The organism is Streptomyces sp. NPDC051561 (assembly GCF_044454195.1).
In the GTDB taxonomy this organism is placed as follows: Bacteria; Actinomycetota; Actinomycetes; order Streptomycetales; family Streptomycetaceae; genus Streptomyces.
In genome coordinates this window covers 37,888-57,118 of record NZ_JBITDM010000025.1, presented here as the reverse complement: position 1 = coordinate 57,118, position 19,231 = coordinate 37,888, and the positions used below count along the sequence as shown (strand labels likewise).

Here is a 19,231-nt window from a genome sequence, read left to right as displayed (position 1 = left end):
GAAGTGGGTAACGACTACCAGCGGTAGTGCGCGAAGGCCTTGTTGGACTCGGCCATCTTGTGCGTGTCCTCGCGCTTCTTGACGGCAGCGCCAAGACCGTTGGAGGCGTCGAGCAGCTCGTTCATGAGGCGCTCGGTCATGGTCTTCTCGCGACGGGCGCGGGAGTAACCCACGATCCAGCGGAGCGAGAGGGTTGCGGCGCGACCGGGCTTGACCTCGATCGGCACCTGGTAGGTGGCACCACCAACACGGCGGGACTTGACCTCGAGCGAGGGCTTGACGTTCTCAAGCGCGCGCTTCAGCGTGATGACCGGGTCAGCGCCGGTCTTCTCGCGGAGGCCTTCCATGGCGCCGTAGACGATCCGCTCGGCGGTGGAACGCTTGCCGTCGAGCAGGATCTTGTTGATCAGCGACGTCACAAGAGGAGATGCGTAGACCGGGTCAATGATGACCGGGCGCTTCGGGGCGGGGCCCTTACGAGGCATTCTTACTTCTCCTTCTTGGCGCCGTAGCGGCTACGAGCCTGCTTACGGTTCTTGACGCCCTGCGTGTCGAGGGAACCGCGGATGATCTTGTAACGAACACCCGGAAGGTCCTTCACACGACCGCCACGCACGAGCACGATCGAGTGCTCCTGCAGGTTGTGGCCCTCACCCGGGATGTAGGCCGTGACCTCGATGCCCGAGGTCAGACGCACACGCGCGACCTTACGGAGCGCCGAGTTCGGCTTCTTCGGGGTGGTCGTGAACACACGCGTGCAGACGCCACGACGCTGGGGCGAACCCTCGAGCGCGGGCGTCTTGTTCTTCTCGACCTTGTCCTGTCGGCCCTTACGGACCAGCTGCTGGATCGTAGGCACTACTTCTCCGTTTTCTGTGTGCCGATCACTGTGAAACTAACCTGGAACAGTCCCCGACCCACGCGGTCGGGTGTGTCGGACCCGGCACACTCCGCCGGAAGCGGAGGATGACGCGGATCACGGAGGCCCACATAAAGACGGACTCGCGCTGCGGCTGTAAACACGCCCACGAGCCCAGGCACACCCCAGGCACAGGTCCGAGCGTACCTACCTCATCGACCTGGGTCAAAACAAATGCTGTCCACCATGGGCGGGGCGGGGGCAGCGGCCCGGAAACGGGCCGGAACGGGCCGTGGTCCGCGGTCCTGGAGAAGTGGAACACCCCCGGCTCCGGGCCCGGCACTCAGGGCTCCGGCCTCCTCCTGGAGGGCAGCCGCGGAATCGTGGGGACCTTCGAGCCGGGGTTCTTGGCGACCAGGCCGGGCGCGACGCCGGGGTCCTGGCCGGGGCGGCGGCCGTCGGCGTCCTGGCCCGGCGGGCCCACTGTGCGCTGTGCGCGTTCGGGGCGCGGCTTGCGCTGCCGCTTGCCGCGGTCCGCCGGCACTGGGCGGGTGGGGTGGTCCGGGGGATCCTGGGGGCCTTCGTCGTACGGGAGGCCCGGGTCACCGGGGTGGGCCGGCCCGTCCGGCTCATCCGGCTCATCCGGTCCGTCCGGCTCATCCGGTCCGTCCGGCTCATCCGGTCCGTCCGGTCCGTCCGGATGAGGTGCCCGCTCCCCCTGGTGCTCTCCGGGAGTCGGCACGGTCTCCGGAGAGGGGGACTCGCCCGCGGGGAAGGGGATCACCGCGGCCCGGCCCGGCGCACGGGGCACCAGGGAGAGCCGCTGCCCGTGGGCCGTCGGTCGCCGGTCGGGTTCGTGGGCGGCGACCGCATCGCCCCAGCCGCTCGCGTACGCGTGCAGTTCACGCCGTTCGAGTTCCGCGCGCAGCAGGACGACCACGTCCTGCGGCACGTGCTGCTCCAGGTACCGGCCGAGTGATCCGAGGAGCGCCGGGAGCCCGTCTCCCTCGGGGCGGGGCGCACCAGCCGGGCGGTCGCGATTCTCGCCGTCGTGGCCCGGGTACGCATCGGCGGAGCCGCCGTCGGACCGGGAGCACTCTCCGCCCTCGCCCATGCGTCTCCCTTCCTCCACGTACCGTCGCTTCCCGGCCCGTGGACCTGCCGCGGGCGGCCCCACCTGCGCGTACGAGGAGGCTGCGGCGGGCCGGAGCAGCTTAGGCACGGTCGTCGCCCCGGCCGCTACTCGGCGGCGTACGGCTACTCGGCGGCGTGCCGCTGCCCGTGCTTCGGTGCGGCCGGGGGGAGGAACTGCCCGGCCACCCTCATGAACATCTCCCGCTGGTCGTCCGGGACGCCGAGTCCGGTCGCCGCCTCCTCCAGCGTCAGCCGGTGGGCCCCGCCGCCCGCACCCGTGGACGCGGTGCGGGGCCCACCGGGGAGGGGGAGGTCCTCCTCGGTCAGGCGGCCGGACCGGATGAGCATGTCCCGTACCGGAACGCGCAGGACATGGGCGAGCCGGCGGGTCGTCTCCAGGTCGGGCATGCTCTGGCGCTGCAGAAGTCTCGTGATGGCCGCGCGGTGCACTCCCGCCTCGTCCGCGAGCCGGGACTTGCCCCCGCCGCGCGGACTGTCGATGTCGTATCCGCGGTGCCGGATCAGGTCCTCGACCCAGTTCGCGAATTGCTCGATCTCGCCGTTGGTCATGGCTGTTGCCTCCCTCTGAAGCAGGCAACAGCCTAACGCTCTCGCACGCACGATAAGCGCCTGGGCGCACCAGTCCTCCCGGTCGTGAATCGCCGCGTACGTCCACACCGGGACGCAGTTTCCCCTTGCAATTGCTGTACGTCACACCCGCATCACCATCCGCTTCGAGCCGGCCCCGGCCCCATCTTGGTTGCGCGCTCGCACGCAACATGTCAGTGTGCCGCCATGACCTCATCGATCTCTCGGCCGACCGGCGCTCATGATGCGTGGTCTCCGTGGTGGCGCGCTGCCGCATGTTCCGGGCTTCCACCGGAAGTCGTTTTCGCCCGCCGGGAGAGGGAAGCGGCGCCCGCCCTGCGTGCCTGCGCCCGCTGCCCCGTGGCACGCCACTGCGAGGAGACCGTCGCACCGGCCGACAGCTGGTTCGACGGGGTCTGCGCGGGGCGGCTCTGGCGCAACGGCCGCGCCGTCACCCGTACTCCGCACACCCGGCACCGAAGGGAAAGCCGATGACCCTCCCCCTTTCCGCCCGCACGCGTGACACCGGGCTCTGGCTCGATCTCCTGGTACGCCAACTGCCGGACCTCCACGCCGAATTGGCACCGGGGTCACGCTCCCGCGCCGGCGACCGGCCGGAGCCCGGCGCGGCCGAGCTCGCCGCCAGGGACGCCCGCATCCGGGCGGAGCGCCGCGACGCCCTCCACAACGAACAGGCGCACGGCCTCACCGCACCCGGCCACTCCGCCGCCCCGCTGCGGCTGCACGTCTCGGACGCGCTGCGGGACATCGGTGACGGCGTACGGGAACTCGACGAAGCCGTGCACGACAAGCTGGACATCGGCCGGCCGCGCCGCGCGAGCGTGCCGCAGCGGCTGCTGCGGATCCGCGGACTGCTGGACCGCGTCGACGCCCACCCGGTGCTCGCCGCCCACGTCCGCGACGAGATCCGGCGGATGGCCCGGCGCTGCGGACGCGCACTGGGCGACACGGAGCCACTGGTCCGGGTCGGCGGCAGGTGCCCCTGGTGCGACTCGGTCTCCCTGCGCGCGTTCCCGGACCGGCGTGCCGTGCTGTGCGTCAACCCCGGCTGCCGCTGCACGGACGCCGCGTGCGACTGCAGTACGGACCCGGCGTCCCACCATGTGTGGCGCGAGGAGTCCTGGGCGGCGCTGGTGGGCGGCGGCGCCGACCTGGAGGAGATGGGCGCCGCGCTGAGGGACAGCGCACCCGGGCAGCCGGAGGAAGAGGGGAACCGATGAGCCGCGGGCACGCGGAGCCTCTGATCACGGGCGCACTGGCCGCCCAGGAGGTGGCGGTGGCCCCGGCGACGATCCGCAAGTGGGTGCAACTGGGCCACCTGTCGCCCGCGGGCCGACAGGGGCGTGCCCAACTCTTCCGGCTGGAGGACGTGTTCGCGGCCGAGCGCGCCGCGCACCGGCGCTGAGGGCCTGTTCGGAACCCCGCCAACCCGGGTCCGAACGCACGAAAGCGAGGCGGCCGTGCCCCTGCGACGGGGGACGGCCGCCTCGTGCGCGGACGACGGTGGGTCGAGTGGTGCTTGGGCGATGGGTTGGGTGGTGCGTTGGGCGATGGGGGCGGCAGGCGCCGGACAACAGGTGAGCGTCGTGGGGGCACCGCCCCTCTCCGGCGCCGGCCATCCGCTCAGCGGCGGTGCTCGGCCGGCGACCCGGGTGGGCGCTCCGTCTCCCCCGTTCCGGCAGCCGGACGCGGACCCGGGCCGTGCGCGTCCGCCCGTACGGAACCCGGCCGGTCCGGCCTCCTGTGCTCCAGGCCCGCTTCCCGGGCCGGGCCCGGGCCGCTCCCCCGGCCCCACTCCCCGTCGGGGTCCCGCTCGTGCGTCGCGGGCGCCTCGGACTCCGGGTTCCGGGACGGGGCGACGCCGCCGGGTTCCTCCGGATCCCCGGGGGACGGAAAGCGGAGCAGCCTGGGCCGCCCGGGCTCCCGTCCCGAGGCCAGGTCCATCGCCTCGCGCCAGCCGCTGGAAAATCCACGGACCTCCGCGTCGATGGCGACGCGCGCGGCGACCTTCCGCACCACCGCGGTCACGGCGTCCGCCACGTCCGCGTTGTACCTGCCCGCCTCCCCTGCCTCGGCCGCCGTCTCGACCGCCGCGGCCACTACGTCGGCGAGCCGTTCTCCGGCGCTGCTGTCCATCACTCCTCCCCTTCCACCGCTTCCCGTGCCCCCGCCCTGGAATCGCCACTCTCTCGAATATGTGTTCGACACAAAGCAGGGTAGCGCCGCGGGGCCGGGGCGCGCGGGACCTCCACGGCCCCACGCGCCCGGAATTGCGGCCACGCGCACGCTAATTGCGTGCTCGCGCGCTCAATGGATCTTCTTTGCGCACCCCCGGATTCCTGCTCCTCACCGGGCCGAGGCCTGCCACAGCGTGACGGCCAGCGCCGCGCACGACGTCAGCGCCGCCAGCGACGGCAGCGGCCACCGGTTGCGCTCCAGCGCGTCCAGCCGTTCCTCGTGCTCACCGAGCACCTTGTCCGTCTGGTCGGCGCGCTGGAGCAGCAGCGCCAAGTCGCCCCGGGTCGTGGCGAATCCGACGTCCACCGACCTGCGCAAGCGCTCCAACTCCACCACCACTCCTCGCTCTTCGTGCTCCCGCATCATCCTCAGGACTCCTCCCCGTCGCCCGTGCCCCCGCGGGAAGCCGCGAGCGGCCTCTCCAGCGGCGTCCCCGGCGACCGGGCGGGCGCGCCGGACTGCCGCAGCCACGGCGGCAGCCAGCGCTGCACCGCGGGTGCGGACATCGCCCGGCTCAGCGCCGCCGCGAGTGCGGCGGCGCCCGCGAGGACGGGGACGTCCCGCACCGCGGGATCCTCCGCCAGCAGCGGTGCGGCCGCCAGCAGGGCGCAGCAGACCTGCGCGAAGGTGCGCAGCGCACGTCGTGTCGCATCGGTCATGGTGAAACACCTCGTCTCTCGATCCGGTCGTGGTCCCCCGGCCTGTTCTCCGGCCGGCCGCGCCCCGGCTCAGCCACGCGGCACCCGGAGCTTCTCCCAGCTCCTGGCCCCCGGGGTGCCGTCCGCGTCCTTGCCCCGGTGGCCGAGCTTGCGCTGCCAGGCGGCGTACGAGTCCCGGTCGGCGGAGCCCCAGACGGGGCCGGGACCGACCAGGTACCGTCCACAGCCCTCCTGCACCAGACGTCGGCCGACCAGCGTGAACAGCGGGTCGCGGCGTCCCGGTACGAAGAAGGCACTGCCCGGGAACGGCATGTACGCACCGGGCACCGGACGGCCCGGCGGCTCTGGTTCGGGGCGCGCGCCCAGCCGGGCACCGATCCGGCCGCGCATGCCGTCCATCGGGAAGGAGGGATCGATCTTGCGGCGGGTCCACTCCTTGTGCCCGACGACGCTCGCCGCCGACCAGCCGTGCGCCCGGCACAGCGCGGCCGACAGCCGCTCGACCGCGTCCAACTGGGCGGTCGGGTACGGGTCCCGGCCGGTACCGAGGTTCTCGATCTCGAAACCGTAGAACCGGGCGTTGCCGTCGACGGCGTCCTTTCCGGGGGCGGGAAGCGGCCGCTCGTCGCGCACCGCTTCCAGTACGGCCGAACTGCCGCTGCCGGCGTGGTTGGTGCGCCCGTATCCGACCAGGTGCACCGTGCCGTCCTTGGCGATCACGCCGATGCACAGCGGGCCGGGCAGGTCGGGCGCGCCCCGGAAGCAGAAGTCGACGCTCCGGGAGCCCGCGGTGTGGTGCAGCATCACGCCGTGCACCGGGCCCCAGGCGCCCTTGTGGTTGCGGTTGTGGGTGGCCCAGCCCGGAGTTTCGGCGAGCCGGACGCCTTCGGCGCGGAGCGTCCGGGCGAAGTCGTGGGCGGACAGGGGTGCGGCCATCGGTGGCTCCTCGGTTCGGTTTCTCTCGGTGCGCGCGTTCGGTTTCTCCCGGTGCGCGCATTCGGCTTCTTCCGGTGCGCGCGTTCGGTTTCTCCCGGTGCGCGGTTCACGCGAAAAGGCCCCGGTCCGCCGCGGGGGAAGCGGCGGACCGGGGCCCGTGACACCTCGGTTCGCGAGGCGGTGGGGCGAGGGCGTGAGTGGGATGGATGGGGCGAGTGGGGTGATCAGTGCACCGGATCGATCCGCAGGAAGCGGTTGGCGAAAGTGGCGGTGCTGGTCGTCACCGACGAGCGGTAGGCGGGTGTCACCGTGTACGACGCCCCGCCGGTCAGCCCGCTGATCTGGAACTGGGCGGAGACCGAGTTCTGGGCGGTGCCGCCCGAGATCGCGGCCCTGGCGTCCGCGGTTGCCAGGGTGACCGTGGTGCCCTGCTTGACGACGACCGACATGAAGGCGGTGCCCGCCGCCACGCTGGAGCTGACCCGGGCGCCGACCGTGACGATCACGGTGCCGGACGGCGGCGGCAGGAGAGCGGTGACCATCGTCTCGCCGGTGGACCCGGTGAGCGTCTCCGTGTAGGCGGCCGACGCGGTGGTGCCCGCGGTCGCGTTCTGTTTGAGGGCGGAACGGGCGATGACCGGGTTCCAGTAACTGCCCGTGTAGTAGTGGAACTGCCCCGGATTGAGCACATAGGCGAGCATCCCCGCCACCGGCGAGGTGATCGCCGAGAGGGCGGCGGCGTTGGCGACCCGCAGCACCGTCCGGCCGTCGAGCACGGTGGCCAGCGACTGGAGGTGCTGCGGCACGTTCGCCACATCGGTCGGCTGCGGGTACGGAAGGCTGCTGAGCGGGGTGAGCAGAACCATGGCTGGACTCTCCTGGATACGGGATACGGGATACGGGAAGCGTGGGCCGGCCGGGAAAGGGCCGGCGGAGCCGGACGGCTCGTCAGCCCAGCGGCGGCGGCAGGGTGTCGGGCGGCATGCCGCCGTCGTCCTCCCGGGACGCCGGGTCGTCGATCGGTACCGGGACCGGGGCGGGCCCTTCCGGGGCCGGGTGCGTCGGGTCAGGGACGGGCGTCGCGGGATCCTCCGGGACCGGCGTTCCGGGATCCTCCACCGGTGCCGCCGTCCGCTCCGTCGCGCTCATGCCGCGCCTCCCAGCGTGTCGATCAGCGTCCGATAGGTGAGCTGCTCCGCCGTCAGGTCGGCGAGGGTCGCGTACTGCGCGGTCACCATCTGGTAAGTCCGCTGCTTCCCGTACACCGGGTCCAGCGGCACATCGGGAGTGAGGCCCTCGTCCAGCGGCACGCCGTTGTACCCGGCCCCGCGCAGGGTGAGGACCTGCTGCGGCGCGGATCCTGCGGTACAGGTCGTCCGCGCGCCCACCACCCAGGCGAGGGTGTCGAGCCGGGCTCCGGCCGAGTCCACCACCCGCACGACGTCGCCGAGCTGGAGCCGCGGATCGTGCAGCACCTCCACCTCGCCGAGCACCGGCACCGGATAGCGCCCGGCGTCGAGCATGGCCTGCGCGAGTTCGTACGCCGACATGGCCGACTGGACCCAGTCCGAGGCCGCCGCCAGGTACTGCTGCTTGCCGTAGTACGCCTGGCTGGCCGGGCTCCAGCGCGCCCAGACCCGCTGGCGGGGGTCCGCGGACCGCTTGAGCGGGTCGATCTGCACCGACGGCTTGCCGTCCTTGGTGACCGTCCACACGCTCTGCGTACCGGTGTTCGTGAACCGCACGATGTACGCCGGCCCCTCCCGCCGGGAGCTCACCACGACCTGGCCCTTGACCGCGGTGCCCCCCGTCGCCGTACTGCCGAAACGCACCCGGTGGGTGGCGGTCGACGCAGTGGTGTCGTCCACGATCGTCAGCGGTCCGACATCGCTCTCCTCGTCCGCGATCGCGTACGTCACCTCCTCCGGGACACCGGGCCTGATCTCCCGTATCCGGGTGTCCAGCTGCGCCGTGCCGTGCGCGAGGCCGATTCCGGCCCAGTCCTGGTACGGCTGCTCGCAGTGGTTGCGGCAGGCGTCGATCTCCTCGCTGACGGTCAGCGAGGAGATGTCCCGGACCGTGGTGACGGTGGCGTCCTCCCGGGCGGGCACCCGGGCGAACCGGGAGGGGCCGCGCCAGCGGAAGACGCCCTGTTCGTCGAACTCCGCCGTGGACATCGACGCGCGGGCGATCTCCGTGATGGCGTCCCACTGGGAACCGGAGACCTTCGGGACGTCGTAGAGCGGCAGCGCAGCCTCGTCGAGCTCCGCGCCCCTGCGCCACTGGCCCGCCTGCTCCCACTCCGTGCGCGGGTAGGCGCCGACGGTGCCCGTCCACACCCGGTCGGTGACCTGGAGGCACTCCACCGGCATGTCGGTGGTGAGGTCGATCTGCTGGAGCTCGGAGCGCGGGTGGGCGCCCGCCGCCTCCACAAAGGTGGCCGGGGGGCCCGTGTGGTAGCCGCCGTCGGGTCCGGTCATCCTCGGGGTCACGGTGGGCAGCACCGAGCCGCCCGTACCCCTGGTGTCCACCATGAAGCCCAGGTGCCAGTTGCCGCGCAGCGCGGCCAGCTTGGTGAAGGTCCAGTCGAAGTACCAGTACCCGCCGCCGACCGTCCCCGAGGTGATCCGCACCAGGCCGGTGGAGATGTCGAACAGTGCGCTGAGGTAGCCGGCCGCGCCACCGCTGCGGTCGAAGACCGCCTTCAGCTCGACGGTGTTGCCCTTGGCCAGCGCGGTGTTCGCCCAGCACTCGACCTGGAACACGCCGCCCGGCGTGACGAAGCGCGAGCGCGGCATCCAGGACGCCCGCAGCCCGGGCCGCTCCGGCATCAGCGCCATCTCGAAGGGCGCGCCGTCCCGGACCCACCGGTAGTCGGCGGTGCTCGGCACCACCTCCGGCTGCCCGTACGACGCGTTGAAGCCGCCGTGCAGCGAGGCGTAGAGCACCGTGAACGGCGCCACGTCCTGGGTGTCCGCCAGCGGTGCGCGCGGCGGCGGGCAGGTGTCGATGCCGCCCTGGCGCAGCAGTTCGTCGACGCACCAGGTGGCCGTCGCCACCGGACGACCGTAGTAGAAGCCGTGGTAGGGACGCGGCAGCGACGCCGGACCGCGCAGCCGCTCGGCCCCGTCCAGGGCCTGGACGGTGACGCTGTCGCCGCCGGACGCGGCGGAACGGGAGCGGACGGTGCCGCGGAAGGCGGGCAGCGTCCGGCCGTTGACGCCCGCCGCGTGCACCACGGACTGGCCGGGACGCACGACGTCGCCCGACGAGCGGTCGGCCCACGCCGAGTACAGGCGCGGCGCGGCTTCCCCGGCCGTACCGCCCAGCAGGACCTCAAGTTGGGCGGAGGCGCTGCCGGACACGGCGCGCATGGCTTCGGGCAGGTCCGTGTTGTACGCCCGTTCCACCTTCCAGGACTGGACCTGCCCGCCGAGTTCCCGGCCGCCGAGGCGGGTGGTGTGGGTGGGCGTCCGCTCCGACGCCGCGAGACCGGCGTCCAGCCGGTCATCAGTTGGCTGCACCACGCACCTCCACGAGATCGATCTGGATGTTGCGGTACGGGAGCCTGGCCGACGGCACGTCGGTCAGACCGGTGACCGCCATCGAGGGGCAGCCGTCGCCGAGCGCGTACCCGACGGGGTCCTCGCCGATGGTCAGGCAGGCCCCGGCCAGCGCGGTCGCGCCGAGCGCACCGGGCCGGCCGACCGGGGTCGCGAAGGCGGCACCGGCGGGCGCCGTCCCCGTGACGACCCGTCCGGCCGCCGCACTGGACGCCAGATAGGAGCCGTCCACGGCCTTCCAGTCGACCTGTGCGGAGCACACGGCCGCGTCCCACTCCGGCGGGACCAGCCACGACACGGTCATCCCCGGTACGACGGGCCAGCCCGGCCAGCTGCCGTGCGTCCAGCCGAGCGAGGTGGTCACGTCCTTGCAGTCGCCGGTGAAGACGTCTGCGAAGGCCGGGCGCAGCGTGATGTCACCACTGACCGTGAACCAGTGGTCGTCACCGCTCGGCGCGCGGCTCTGCCCGGCCGCCTGGAGCGGGTCGAGCAGGTTGACCGACGCGGGGTCCAGGACCGCGACGGGGCCTCCCGCGTACACGTTCTGCCCGAGCATGCCGGGCCCGTTGACCCGGCGGGCCAGCCGGACGAGGTGCTGGGCGTCCGCCGGTTCCAGCCACTCGAAGGAGAGCTTCGTGCGGCGGGTGGTCCTGGCGGGGGCGACGAGGGTCACCTGTCCCTCCAGGGAACGGAATTCGCTGATGTTCAGGTCCGTACTGCGGTCCCAGCTCTTCGCCGCCTGGGATATCTCCCGCAGCAGACCGGGCTTGCCGATCCAGAGGTTCCTTGCCATGTCTGCCTACCTCCGGGCGAGTTGGCGCTGTCCGACCAGGACGGCACGGGCGATGGTCTGCGAATCCACCTGGACGTGGACGGGACGCTCGGCAAGCCGCTCGACGGCGTCCGCGAGCCGGGTGATCTGGGCGCGGCTCGCGCCGGAACTGATCATCCGGTCGAGCCTGCTGAGCGGGATGACGGCCTCGGACTCGCCGCCCTCGCCGACCAGGGCGAGGGTGCCGCCGTTGCGGGCGGGCACGACACCGCCCTTGGCCAGGCGGGGGACCGGGATCTTCGGCAGGTTGATGGAGAAGGACCGGCCGCCGAACACGGGCACCCAGCCGGGGATGCTGACCTTGAAGCCGTTCAGCGCGCCGATGACGGTGTTGATGGCGTTGGCGAAGCCGCGGAACGGGGCCAGCAGGATGTTGCCGATCCCCCGCAGGATCGGCCCGATCGCCTTCATCGCCACCGAGGTCGCGGTGGAGATGGCCTTCATCCCCGCCTTGAAGCCCTTCTGGACCAGGGCCACGATCTTGTCGACCTTCACGAACTGCAGGATCAGCGGCGCGAGCAGGGCCATGATCAGGCCGAACGGGTTGGCCGCCATGGCCAGGTTGAGCCCCTTCTGCGCGAGGCCGGCCCCCTTGAGCCCCTTGGCGAGCCCGCCCCCCATGGACTTTCCGGTGGTGTCCGCGCCCTTGCCCGCCTTGCCGACGGACTTCTCCACCGCGTCGGACTGCTGCTTGACGCCTTGGAGCGCGGTCTTCGCCTTGTCGGCGGACCCCTTGAGTTTGTCGAGGGCGCTCTTGAGCTTGTCGGCGCCGCCCTTGGCCTTGCCGAGGGAGGTGTCCGCGTTCCGCAGCCCGGTACGCAGTTTGCCGACGGCGGTGTCGCCCTGCCCCGCGGAGGTACGGAGCTTGCCGATCGCGCTGCTCGCCCGGTCGGCACCGCCCCTGACCTTGCCCAGGGCGGAGTCGGCCTGGCCCGCGCCGGCCTTCAGCCGGTTCAGCGGGGCCACCGCGGTTCCGGCGGCCCGCTGCAGCGCCCCCACGCCCTTTCCCGCGTTGTCCGCCGTGGATTTGAAGCCCCGCATCGAACCGGCGGCTTTATTGAGTGAACTTACGAGAGACATTCCTGAACCCTTCTCCTGACCACTTCCTGAATCTCACGCACCTCAGCCAAGCGCGGAAATGAGCCCGTTGATCCGGCGCTCCAGATTGTTGAGGTGCCGGGCGGTCTGCTGCGGATCTCCCGCCGAAGAAGGAGTGGCCTGCACCGCACGCGCCACACTGTTTGCCGACCTCCCCTGGACGCGCCGAACGTATTGCTCGACCGCGCCGATACGGCTGTTGTGTCCGCTGAACTGCCGCTCGATCTTTCCCGGCGGATATTTGTCGATGAAGCGCTGGACGTGCGGGCGGAGCTCCTTGGCCAGGTCGAGTGCAGCCTGGGCCTGGAGCTTCAGCTGGTCCGGCATCTCCCCACGCCGTCGGCTCGCGGCGTCCTGCGCGATCTGCACAAGATCCCATTTGGTCCACTCCGCCTTCACGAGAGTGGCTTCCGCGTTCGCCACGTTGAAGGTGGCAGCGAGGGCATTCATTTCGGGTTTGAGGCCATTCACCGCGGCAACAGCGGCATTCACCTCGCTTTTCAACCCGGTGATCTCCGACTTCTTCACCAACTCGCGCTCGGTGCGCTCCTTGAAACCTGATACGAAATCATTCCAAGCGCGTGCACCACCATTGGCAAACTGACTCACAATCGGCTCAAATGTCCGATTTCCCGGCTCCGCGCCACCGCTCATCTCGCACTTCCTCTCGCTGATTTACGTGTGCTAACGTCCGGGGCGGTTCACTGTCTTTGCACCGCACGGGACCTGGGGGACGGATGGGCATAGTGCTGGGGCTGATCTGCGTGATCGCGGCAGCCGGGCTCTTCTGGGCGACCCGCTGGATCGGCGGCAAGGGCCTCCGTCTCCTCGGCGCCGCCCGCGCCGCACTGCGCGGCAGCGCCGCCACCACGGGCACCTGCGTCAGCCCGGGCTCCTCGCGCCACCTGTACCGCTTCACCACCCCCGACGGCGTGAGTCACGACGTGTACGTACCGCGCACCTCGGAGAGCGACCAGCGCAAGGCGGGGAGCACGTCGCGGCTGCGCTACCGGATCGACGACCCGAAGACCGTTTCCAACGCCGCCCTGGACGAATGGGCGAGGCCGCTGGGAGCCGCCGCGGTGCTCTTCCTCGCGGCGTGCTGTGCGGCGAGCGCCGTACTGCTGCTGTTCCTCGGGGTCCTGGCCGTCGTGGGCAGCTGACGACGGCCGCCGTCAGCTGAAGAAGGACAACAGCTGTGCGGGGTCGGGGCGACTGTCCTCCGGCTGGTCCGGCTGGTCCGGCGCGGACGGAGTTTCCGGACCCGGCCGACGCACCGGCTCCGGAAACTCCAGCCGCTCCGCGTCCTCGTCCTGGTTGACGGTCGCGAACATCCAGTTGGCCTCGGCCAGTTGGTCCACCACGGAAGCCAGCAGATGGTCCGCGACCTCCCACTCGGCCGCCTCCCCGTGCAGCTCCCGCGCCACCGCACTGTCCCGCGGCAAGTGCTTCACCAGCACCGCGAGCCGCCGCGAGGACAGAGCCCCTCGGTGCCAGTCGAGCAGATCGAGGCCGTAGTGCCGGATCAGGTCCGCCTCCAGGGCCTCGGCGTGTTCGTCGACGAACACGCCGAGGCTCAGCCTTCCCCCAGGCCGAGCCCGGTCTCCTTGCCGTACGCCTCCAGGATGGCGGCGATGTCCTGCATCGTGATCTCGTGCCGGTCGAAGCGCCCGTACTGCTTCTCGCCGAGCAGTAGCCGCAACAGCCCGTCGACGTCGTCGTCCTCCAGGGCGCGCAGCTTGCGGGCGATCCCGCGGGTCAGTTCGGTGGGCAACTCGAAGACGTCGTCGTCGAGTTCGAAGGTCCAGGCACGGCCGAGCGCTTCGAGGCGCTGGGCACGGGCCGCGTTCACATTGAAACCGGACATGCCGGATCTCCTCTGCTTGATCAGGGCTCGATCAGGTCTTGATCAGGGATACGACGGGGGGGAGGGACCCGGCGCCGAGCCCCTCCCCTCGACGTTTCACACGCACATCACGCGGCGAACGACTTGTCCTTCATCAGCCACGTGGCCAGCGTCGGGCTGCCCTCGGCCGCCAGCGCGGTGAAGGTGACCCCGAGCTTCAGCGCCCCGGTCCGGGTGAGCGCGATCTCCTCGGTCTCGGTGACCTGACCGCGCGGGATGATGAAGCGGTACGTGACGTCCGCCCCGTCCCTGAACTCGATGCCCAGCTGCCGCTCGTCCTGCTTCGGCTCGGCCGCCAGCTTGTACTGGTAGGTGTCGGCGACGCCGGTCCCGGTGACCGGGGTGACCGCGTCGCCACCCATGAAGAACGGCAGGGTGTCCATGTTGAGCTGGAGCAGCTGGAACTTCACCGTCAGATCCCGGTCGGAGTAGATGAACCGTGCCGGGCTCACCGACTGCCAGGTGTCGACCGGGTCGATCTTGTCCTTCTTGTTGAACTTGATGCCGTCGGTGGTGGTGTAGCCCAGCTCGGTCCAGCCGGTCGCCCAGTTGTCGCCGGTGTGCGCCGGTGCGGCCGGCCCGGTGGCCCCGGCCTTCGCGACCAGGATGCGGCCGGAGCCTGCGACGCGGATCTGACTGCCGTTGTTGCCTGCCATGTCTGCTCCTCGGTGAGGGGGTGGGAAACTGCTCGGAAATGACGAAGGCCCCGCCGGTGGCGGGGCCTTGGGGTGCGCGCGAGCCGTGCGCGTGGTGTGCCGCGTACGGCGGATCAGGCGGGCCGGACCAAGATCCGGACGGTGGCGAGGTACCGGTTGCCGGCCGGCCGGAGGTAGTCCGGCAGCCAGCGCGGCCCGTCCGCCTCGACGACGTCGGTGACGAAGGCGGTGCCGTACGACGTGCCGGCCAGGGTGAGGACCGCGGCACGGGCGGCGAGCGCCACCGTGTGCGCGGCCGTCTTGTCCGGCCCGTACACCTCCAGGTCGACCAGCGGCTGGTCGAGGTGGAGGTCGTCCACCCACGCACCGCCGACGCGGGAGACGAGGACGGCACGCTGAGTGCCGTCGAAACCGGCCGGAGGACGGTTGTCAACCACCACGCCGGCCAGCTCCGGCCGGTTCTTGAGGTGGTCGACAACGAGCCGTTCCGCGTCCGGGAAGGCGAGGGGACTCACATGGACACTCCCTTCGGGGGCCTGTGCTGCGGGAACGCAAAAGCGGCAGATCTGCCGCCCGGTCGCCCGGGCACAGCTCTGCCGCTGCGCCAACTGTGATCCATGAAGCCCGAGTTCGCAACCCTGTAAGGAACCGGGCCCCCGGAAACGCCGAAGGGCGGCCACCCCCTCACGGGGTGACCGCCCTTCGTACGTACCGCTACACGCTCTTACTGGTTGTACGGACCGTAGTCGTAGTCCTCCAGCGGAACGGCCTGGCCGGAGCCCGTGCCGAACGGCGAGTAGTCGATGTCGTCGTAGCCGACGGCCGAGTACATCGCGGCCTTGGCCTCTTCGGTCGGCTCGACCCGGATGTTGCGGTAGCGGGAGAGACCCGTACCGGCCGGGATGAGCTTACCGATGATGACGTTCTCCTTGAGGCCGATCAGGGAGTCGGACTTGGCGTTGATCGCCGCGTCCGTCAGGACCCTGGTCGTCTCCTGGAAGGAAGCCGCGGACAGCCACGACTCCGTCGCCAGCGAGGCCTTGGTGATACCCATCAGCTGCGGACGGCCGGAGGCCGGGTGGCCGCCTTCCGTGACCACACGACGGTTCTCGGTCTCGAACTTCGAGCGCTCGACGAGCTCGCCCGGCAGCAGTTCCGCGTCGCCGGACTCGATGATCGTCACGCGGCGGAGCATCTGCCGGATGATGATCTCGATGTGCTTGTCGTGGATCGACACGCCCTGGCTGTTGTAGACCTTCTGGACTTCGCCGACCAGGTGGACCTGGACCGCACGCTGACCGAGGATGCGCAGGACGTCGTGCGGGTTGGTCGCACCGACGGTGAGCTTCTGGCCCACCTCGACCGCGTCGCCCTCGCCGACCAGCAGACGGGCACGCTTGGAGATCGGGAAGGGAGTCTCCTCGCTTCCGTCGTCCGGCGTGACGACCAGCTTCTTGGTCTTCTCGGTCTCCTCGATCCGCACGCGGCCCTTGGCCTCGGAGATCGGGGCGACACCCTTCGGCGTACGAGCCTCGAAGAGCTCGACGACACGGGGCAGACCCTGGGTGATGTCGTCACCGGCCACACCACCGGTGTGGAAGGTACGCATCGTCAGCTGGGTACCGGGCTCACCGATGGACTGGGCGGCGATGATGCCGACCGCCTCACCGATGTCGACCAGCTTGCCGGTGGCCAGCGAGCGTCCGTAGCAGAAGGCACAGGTGCCGACCGCGGACTCACAGGTCAGGACCGAGCGGGTCTTGACCTCCTCCACGCCGTGCATGACCAGCTGGTCGATGAGCACGTCACCGAGGTCGACGTTGGCAGGCGCGATGACCTTGCCGTCGATCACGACGTCTTCCGCCAGCATGCGGGCGTAGACGCTGGTCTCGACGTCGTCGGTCTTGCGGAGGATGCCGTCGGCACCCTTCTCCGCGATCTTCAGCTTGAGGCCGCGGTCGGTGCCACAGTCCTCCTCGCGGATGATCACGTCCTGCGAGACGTCCACCAGACGACGGGTCAGGTAACCCGAGTCGGCGGTACGCAGGGCGGTGTCGGCGAGACCCTTACGGGCACCGTGGGTGGAGATGAAGTACTCCAGCACGGACAGGCCCTCGCGGAACGACGCCTTGATGGGACGAGGAATCGTCTCGTTCTTGGCGTTGGACACCAGACCACGCATACCGGCGATCTGACGCATCTGCATCATGTTTCCTCGGGCACCCGAGTCAACCATCATGAAGATGGGGTTCGTCTTGGGGAAGTTCGCGTTCATCGCCTCGGCAACCTCGTTGGTCGCCTTGGTCCAGATCGCGATGAGCTCCTGAGTGCGCTCTTCCTTGGTGATCAGACCGCGCTCGTACTGCTTCTGGACCTTCTCGTCCTGGTCCTCGTAGCCCTTGACGATGGCCCGCTTGGCCTCGGGTACGACGATGTCGGAGACGGCCACGGTGACGCCCGAGCGGGTCGCCCAGTGGAAGCCCGCCGCCTTCAGGTTGTCGAGCGTCGCCGCCACGATGACCTTGGGGTAGCGCTCCGCCAGGTCGTTGACGATCTCGGAGAGCTGCTTCTTGCCCACCGAGTAGTCGACGAACGGGTAGTCCTCGGGCAGCAGCTCGTTGAAGAGCGCACGGCCCAGCGTCGTACGGAGACGGAAGGAGTCACCCGTCTGCCACTCGACCGCACCGAAGCCGTCGGAGGCGCCCTCTTCCGCCACCGGCGGGGTCCAGCCACGCGGCGGGACGGTGCCGATCGGGAAGCGGATGTCGACCTTCGCCTGGAGCGAGAGCTCCCGGTTGTCGAACGCCATGGTCGCCTCGGCGGTGGAGCCGAAGGACCGGCCCTCGCCGATGACCTTGCGCTCTTCCTCATCGGTCGTGAGGAAGAACAGGCCCAGCACCATGTCCTGGGTCGGCATGGTGACGGGACGACCGTCGGCCGGCTTCAGGATGTTGTTCGAGGACAGCATCAGGATGCGGGCCTCGGCCTGCGCCTCTGCCGAAAGCGGCAGGTGCACGGCCATCTGGTCACCGTCGAAGTCCGCGTTGAACGCGGTGCAGACGAGCGGGTGGATCTGGATGGCCTTGCCCTCGACCAGCTGGGGCTCGAAGGCCTGGATGCCGAGGCGGTGCAGGGTGGGTGCACGGTTCAGCAGCACCGGGTGCTCGGCGATGACCTCTTCGAGGACGTCGTACACGACGGTGCGGCCACGCTCGACCATGCGCTTGGCCGACTTGATGTTCTGCGCGTGGTTCAGGTCCACCAGGCGCTTCATCACGAACGGCTTGAAGAGCTCCAGCGCCATGGCCTTCGGCAGACCGCACTGGTGCAGCTTGAGCTGCGGGCCGACGACGATCACGGAACGCGCGGAGTAGTCCACACGCTTACCGAGAAGGTTCTGACGGAATCGACCCTGCTTGCCCTTGAGCATGTCGGACAGCGACTTCAGCGGACGGTTGCCGGGGCCCGTGACCGGGCGACCACGACGGCCGTTGTCGAAGAGCGCGTCGACGGCCTCCTGAAGCATGCGCTTCTCGTTGTTCACGATGATCTCGGGGGCGCCGAGGTCAAGGAGTCGCTTCAGGCGGTTGTTGCGGTTGATCACGCGGCGGTACAGGTCGTTCAGGTCGGAGGTCGCGAAGCGGCCACCGTCCAGCTGCACCATCGGACGCAGGTCCGGCGGGATGACCGGGACGCAGTCGAGGACCATGCCCTTGGGGCTGTTGGCGGTCTGCAGGAAGGCAGACACGACCTTGAGCCGCTTCAGCGCACGGGTCTTCTTCTGACCCTTGCCGGTACGGATGATCTCGCGGAGGCGCTCGGCCTCCTCCTCAAGGTCGAAGGACTCCAGGCGCTTCTGCAGTGCAGCCGCACCCATCGAACCGTCGAAGTACGTGCCGAAGCGGTCACGCAGCTCGCGGTAGAGGAGCTCGTCGCCCTCCAGGTCCTGGACCTTGAGGTTCTTGAAGCGGTTCCAGACCTCGTCGAGGCGGTCGATCTCGCGCTGGGCGCGGTCACGGAGCTGCTTCATCTCGCGCTCGGCACCTTCGCGCACCTTGCGGCGCACGTCGGCCTTCGCACCCTCGGCCTCAAGCTCGGCCAGGTCGGTCTCAAGCTTCTTGGCGCGGGCCTCCAGGTCGGAGTCACGACGGTTCTCGACCTGCTGACGCTCGACGGAGACGTGCGCCTCCAGCGAGGGCAGGTCGCGCGTCCGGCGCTCCTCGTCCACGAAGGTGATCATGTACGCGGCGAAGTAGATGACCTTTTCAAGGTCCTTCGGCGCGAGGTCGAGCAGGTAGCCAAGGCGCGAGGGGACGCCCTTGAAGTACCAGATGTGAGTGACGGGGGCGGCCAGCTCAATGTGGCCCATCCGCTCACGACGCACCTTGGCGCGAGTGACCTCGACGCCGCAGCGCTCGCAGATGATGCCCTTGAAGCGGACACGCTTGTACTTGCCGCAGTAGCACTCCCAGTCCCGGGTCGGACCGAAGATCTTCTCGCAGAAGAGTCCGTCCTTCTCGGGCTTGAGCGTGCGGTAGTTGATGGTCTCCGGCTTCTTCACTTCGCCGTGGGACCAGGTCCGGATGTCGTCCGCGGTGGCGAGGCCAATCCGCAGCTCGTCGAAGAAGTTGACGTCGAGCACTTGTCGTCAATCCCTCTTTCGGGGGTTCGAGCCCCTCGCGTGTCACGCGAGATAAATGGGCACTTCAAATGGTCTGAACGGGTCCGGGGAGGGCCGGGA

At 70.2% G+C, this 19,231-nt stretch carries 23 protein-coding genes; 4 read left to right on the top strand and 19 right to left on the bottom strand.

Annotation, left to right across the window (positions count from 1 at the left end; all coding sequences use genetic code 11):
* Positions 1-14 precede the first annotated feature (14 nt).
* From rpsG to ACIA73_RS35440, 4 genes are all read right to left on the bottom strand, one after another.
* Complete coding sequence (gene rpsG, locus ACIA73_RS35455) at positions 15-485, bottom strand: 30S ribosomal protein S7 (protein ID WP_185027993.1); 471 nt, start codon at positions 483-485, stop codon at positions 15-17.
* 2 nt (positions 486-487) lie between these two features.
* Complete coding sequence (gene rpsL, locus ACIA73_RS35450) at positions 488-859, bottom strand: 30S ribosomal protein S12 (RefSeq protein ID WP_003948652.1); 372 nt, start codon at positions 857-859, stop codon at positions 488-490.
* 343 nt (positions 860-1,202) lie between these two features.
* Complete coding sequence (locus ACIA73_RS35445) at positions 1,203-1,973, bottom strand: hypothetical protein (protein WP_399443067.1); 771 nt, start codon at positions 1,971-1,973, stop codon at positions 1,203-1,205.
* Positions 1,974-2,116: 143 nt separating this feature from the next.
* Entirely contained in the window at positions 2,117-2,563 is a 447-nt protein-coding gene (locus tag ACIA73_RS35440; protein ID WP_399443066.1) for a helix-turn-helix domain-containing protein, read from the bottom strand.
* 225 nt (positions 2,564-2,788) lie between these two features.
* On the opposite strand from ACIA73_RS35440, the gene ACIA73_RS35435 reads away from it, so the two are divergent.
* The 3 genes from ACIA73_RS35435 to ACIA73_RS35425 are packed head-to-tail and all read left to right on the top strand — an operon-like array spanning position 2,789 to position 4,007.
* A complete protein-coding gene (locus ACIA73_RS35435; RefSeq protein ID WP_399443064.1) occupies positions 2,789-3,076 on the top strand; it encodes a WhiB family transcriptional regulator in 288 nt (95 codons plus the stop codon).
* Positions 3,073-3,822 carry a hypothetical protein gene (locus tag ACIA73_RS35430; protein ID WP_399443063.1) on the top strand — a complete coding sequence of 250 codons (750 nt, stop codon included), beginning with the start codon at positions 3,073-3,075 and terminating at the stop codon, positions 3,820-3,822. Before ACIA73_RS35435 ends, ACIA73_RS35430 begins: the two co-directional genes overlap by 4 nt.
* Positions 3,819-4,007 (top strand): hypothetical protein, encoded by a 189-nt coding sequence (locus ACIA73_RS35425; protein WP_399443062.1) that lies wholly within the window; start codon positions 3,819-3,821, stop codon positions 4,005-4,007. Before ACIA73_RS35430 ends, ACIA73_RS35425 begins: the two co-directional genes overlap by 4 nt.
* 218 nt (positions 4,008-4,225) lie before the next feature.
* Here ACIA73_RS35425 and ACIA73_RS35420 read toward each other — a convergent pair whose 3' ends face one another.
* From ACIA73_RS35420 to ACIA73_RS35375, 10 genes are all read right to left on the bottom strand, one after another.
* Positions 4,226-4,738 (bottom strand): hypothetical protein, encoded by a 513-nt coding sequence (locus ACIA73_RS35420; protein ID WP_399443061.1) that lies wholly within the window; start codon positions 4,736-4,738, stop codon positions 4,226-4,228.
* A gap of 210 nt (positions 4,739-4,948) precedes the next feature.
* Complete coding sequence (locus ACIA73_RS35415) at positions 4,949-5,206, bottom strand: hypothetical protein (RefSeq protein ID WP_399443060.1); 258 nt, start codon at positions 5,204-5,206, stop codon at positions 4,949-4,951.
* Between the two features lie 2 nt (positions 5,207-5,208).
* Positions 5,209-5,499 (bottom strand): hypothetical protein, encoded by a 291-nt coding sequence (locus ACIA73_RS35410; protein WP_399443059.1) that lies wholly within the window; start codon positions 5,497-5,499, stop codon positions 5,209-5,211.
* Positions 5,500-5,568: 69 nt separating this feature from the next.
* Entirely contained in the window at positions 5,569-6,435 is an 867-nt protein-coding gene (locus ACIA73_RS35405) for a peptidoglycan-binding protein (protein WP_399443058.1), read from the bottom strand.
* 224 nt (positions 6,436-6,659) lie between these two features.
* Positions 6,660-7,301, bottom strand: coding sequence for a hypothetical protein (locus ACIA73_RS35400; RefSeq protein ID WP_399443057.1), 642 nt, complete (start codon positions 7,299-7,301; stop codon positions 6,660-6,662).
* An 82-nt stretch (positions 7,302-7,383) separates the two neighbouring features.
* A complete protein-coding gene (locus ACIA73_RS35395; RefSeq protein ID WP_399443056.1) occupies positions 7,384-7,584 on the bottom strand; it encodes a hypothetical protein in 201 nt (66 codons plus the stop codon).
* Entirely contained in the window at positions 7,581-9,959 is a 2,379-nt protein-coding gene (locus tag ACIA73_RS35390; RefSeq protein ID WP_399443055.1) for a hypothetical protein, read from the bottom strand. The genes ACIA73_RS35395 and ACIA73_RS35390 overlap by 4 nt, the downstream gene beginning before the upstream one ends.
* Positions 9,946-10,791, bottom strand: a complete 846-nt coding sequence (locus ACIA73_RS35385; protein ID WP_399443054.1) for a hypothetical protein — start codon at positions 10,789-10,791, stop codon at positions 9,946-9,948. The genes ACIA73_RS35390 and ACIA73_RS35385 overlap by 14 nt, the downstream gene beginning before the upstream one ends.
* A gap of 6 nt (positions 10,792-10,797) precedes the next feature.
* Entirely contained in the window at positions 10,798-11,910 is a 1,113-nt protein-coding gene (locus ACIA73_RS35380) for a hypothetical protein (protein ID WP_399443053.1), read from the bottom strand.
* Between the two features lie 42 nt (positions 11,911-11,952).
* Positions 11,953-12,582, bottom strand: a complete 630-nt coding sequence (locus ACIA73_RS35375; RefSeq protein WP_399443052.1) for a hypothetical protein — start codon at positions 12,580-12,582, stop codon at positions 11,953-11,955.
* Positions 12,583-12,665: 83 nt separating this feature from the next.
* Between ACIA73_RS35375 and ACIA73_RS35370 the strand changes: the two genes are divergently transcribed.
* On the top strand, positions 12,666-13,091 hold the full coding sequence (locus tag ACIA73_RS35370; RefSeq protein WP_399443051.1) for a hypothetical protein: 426 nt from the start codon (positions 12,666-12,668) through the stop codon (positions 13,089-13,091).
* Between the two features lie 12 nt (positions 13,092-13,103).
* Here the strand turns inward: ACIA73_RS35370 and ACIA73_RS35365 are convergent, their stop codons facing one another.
* From ACIA73_RS35365 to ACIA73_RS35345, 5 genes are all read right to left on the bottom strand, one after another.
* Positions 13,104-13,496, bottom strand: a complete 393-nt coding sequence (locus ACIA73_RS35365; protein ID WP_399443050.1) for a hypothetical protein — start codon at positions 13,494-13,496, stop codon at positions 13,104-13,106.
* An 8-nt stretch (positions 13,497-13,504) separates the two neighbouring features.
* On the bottom strand, positions 13,505-13,795 hold the full coding sequence (locus ACIA73_RS35360) for a hypothetical protein (RefSeq protein ID WP_399443049.1): 291 nt from the start codon (positions 13,793-13,795) through the stop codon (positions 13,505-13,507).
* A 107-nt stretch (positions 13,796-13,902) separates the two neighbouring features.
* Positions 13,903-14,490, bottom strand: a complete 588-nt coding sequence (locus ACIA73_RS35355; protein ID WP_399443048.1) for a phage tail protein — start codon at positions 14,488-14,490, stop codon at positions 13,903-13,905.
* Between the two features lie 113 nt (positions 14,491-14,603).
* A complete protein-coding gene (locus tag ACIA73_RS35350) occupies positions 14,604-15,005 on the bottom strand; it encodes a hypothetical protein (protein ID WP_399443047.1) in 402 nt (133 codons plus the stop codon).
* 209 nt (positions 15,006-15,214) lie between these two features.
* The gene (locus tag ACIA73_RS35345) at positions 15,215-19,132 is read right to left on the bottom strand and encodes a DNA-directed RNA polymerase subunit beta' (protein ID WP_399443045.1); all 3,918 of its coding nucleotides are present in this window, start codon (positions 19,130-19,132) and stop codon (positions 15,215-15,217) included.
* Positions 19,133-19,231 lie beyond the last annotated feature (99 nt).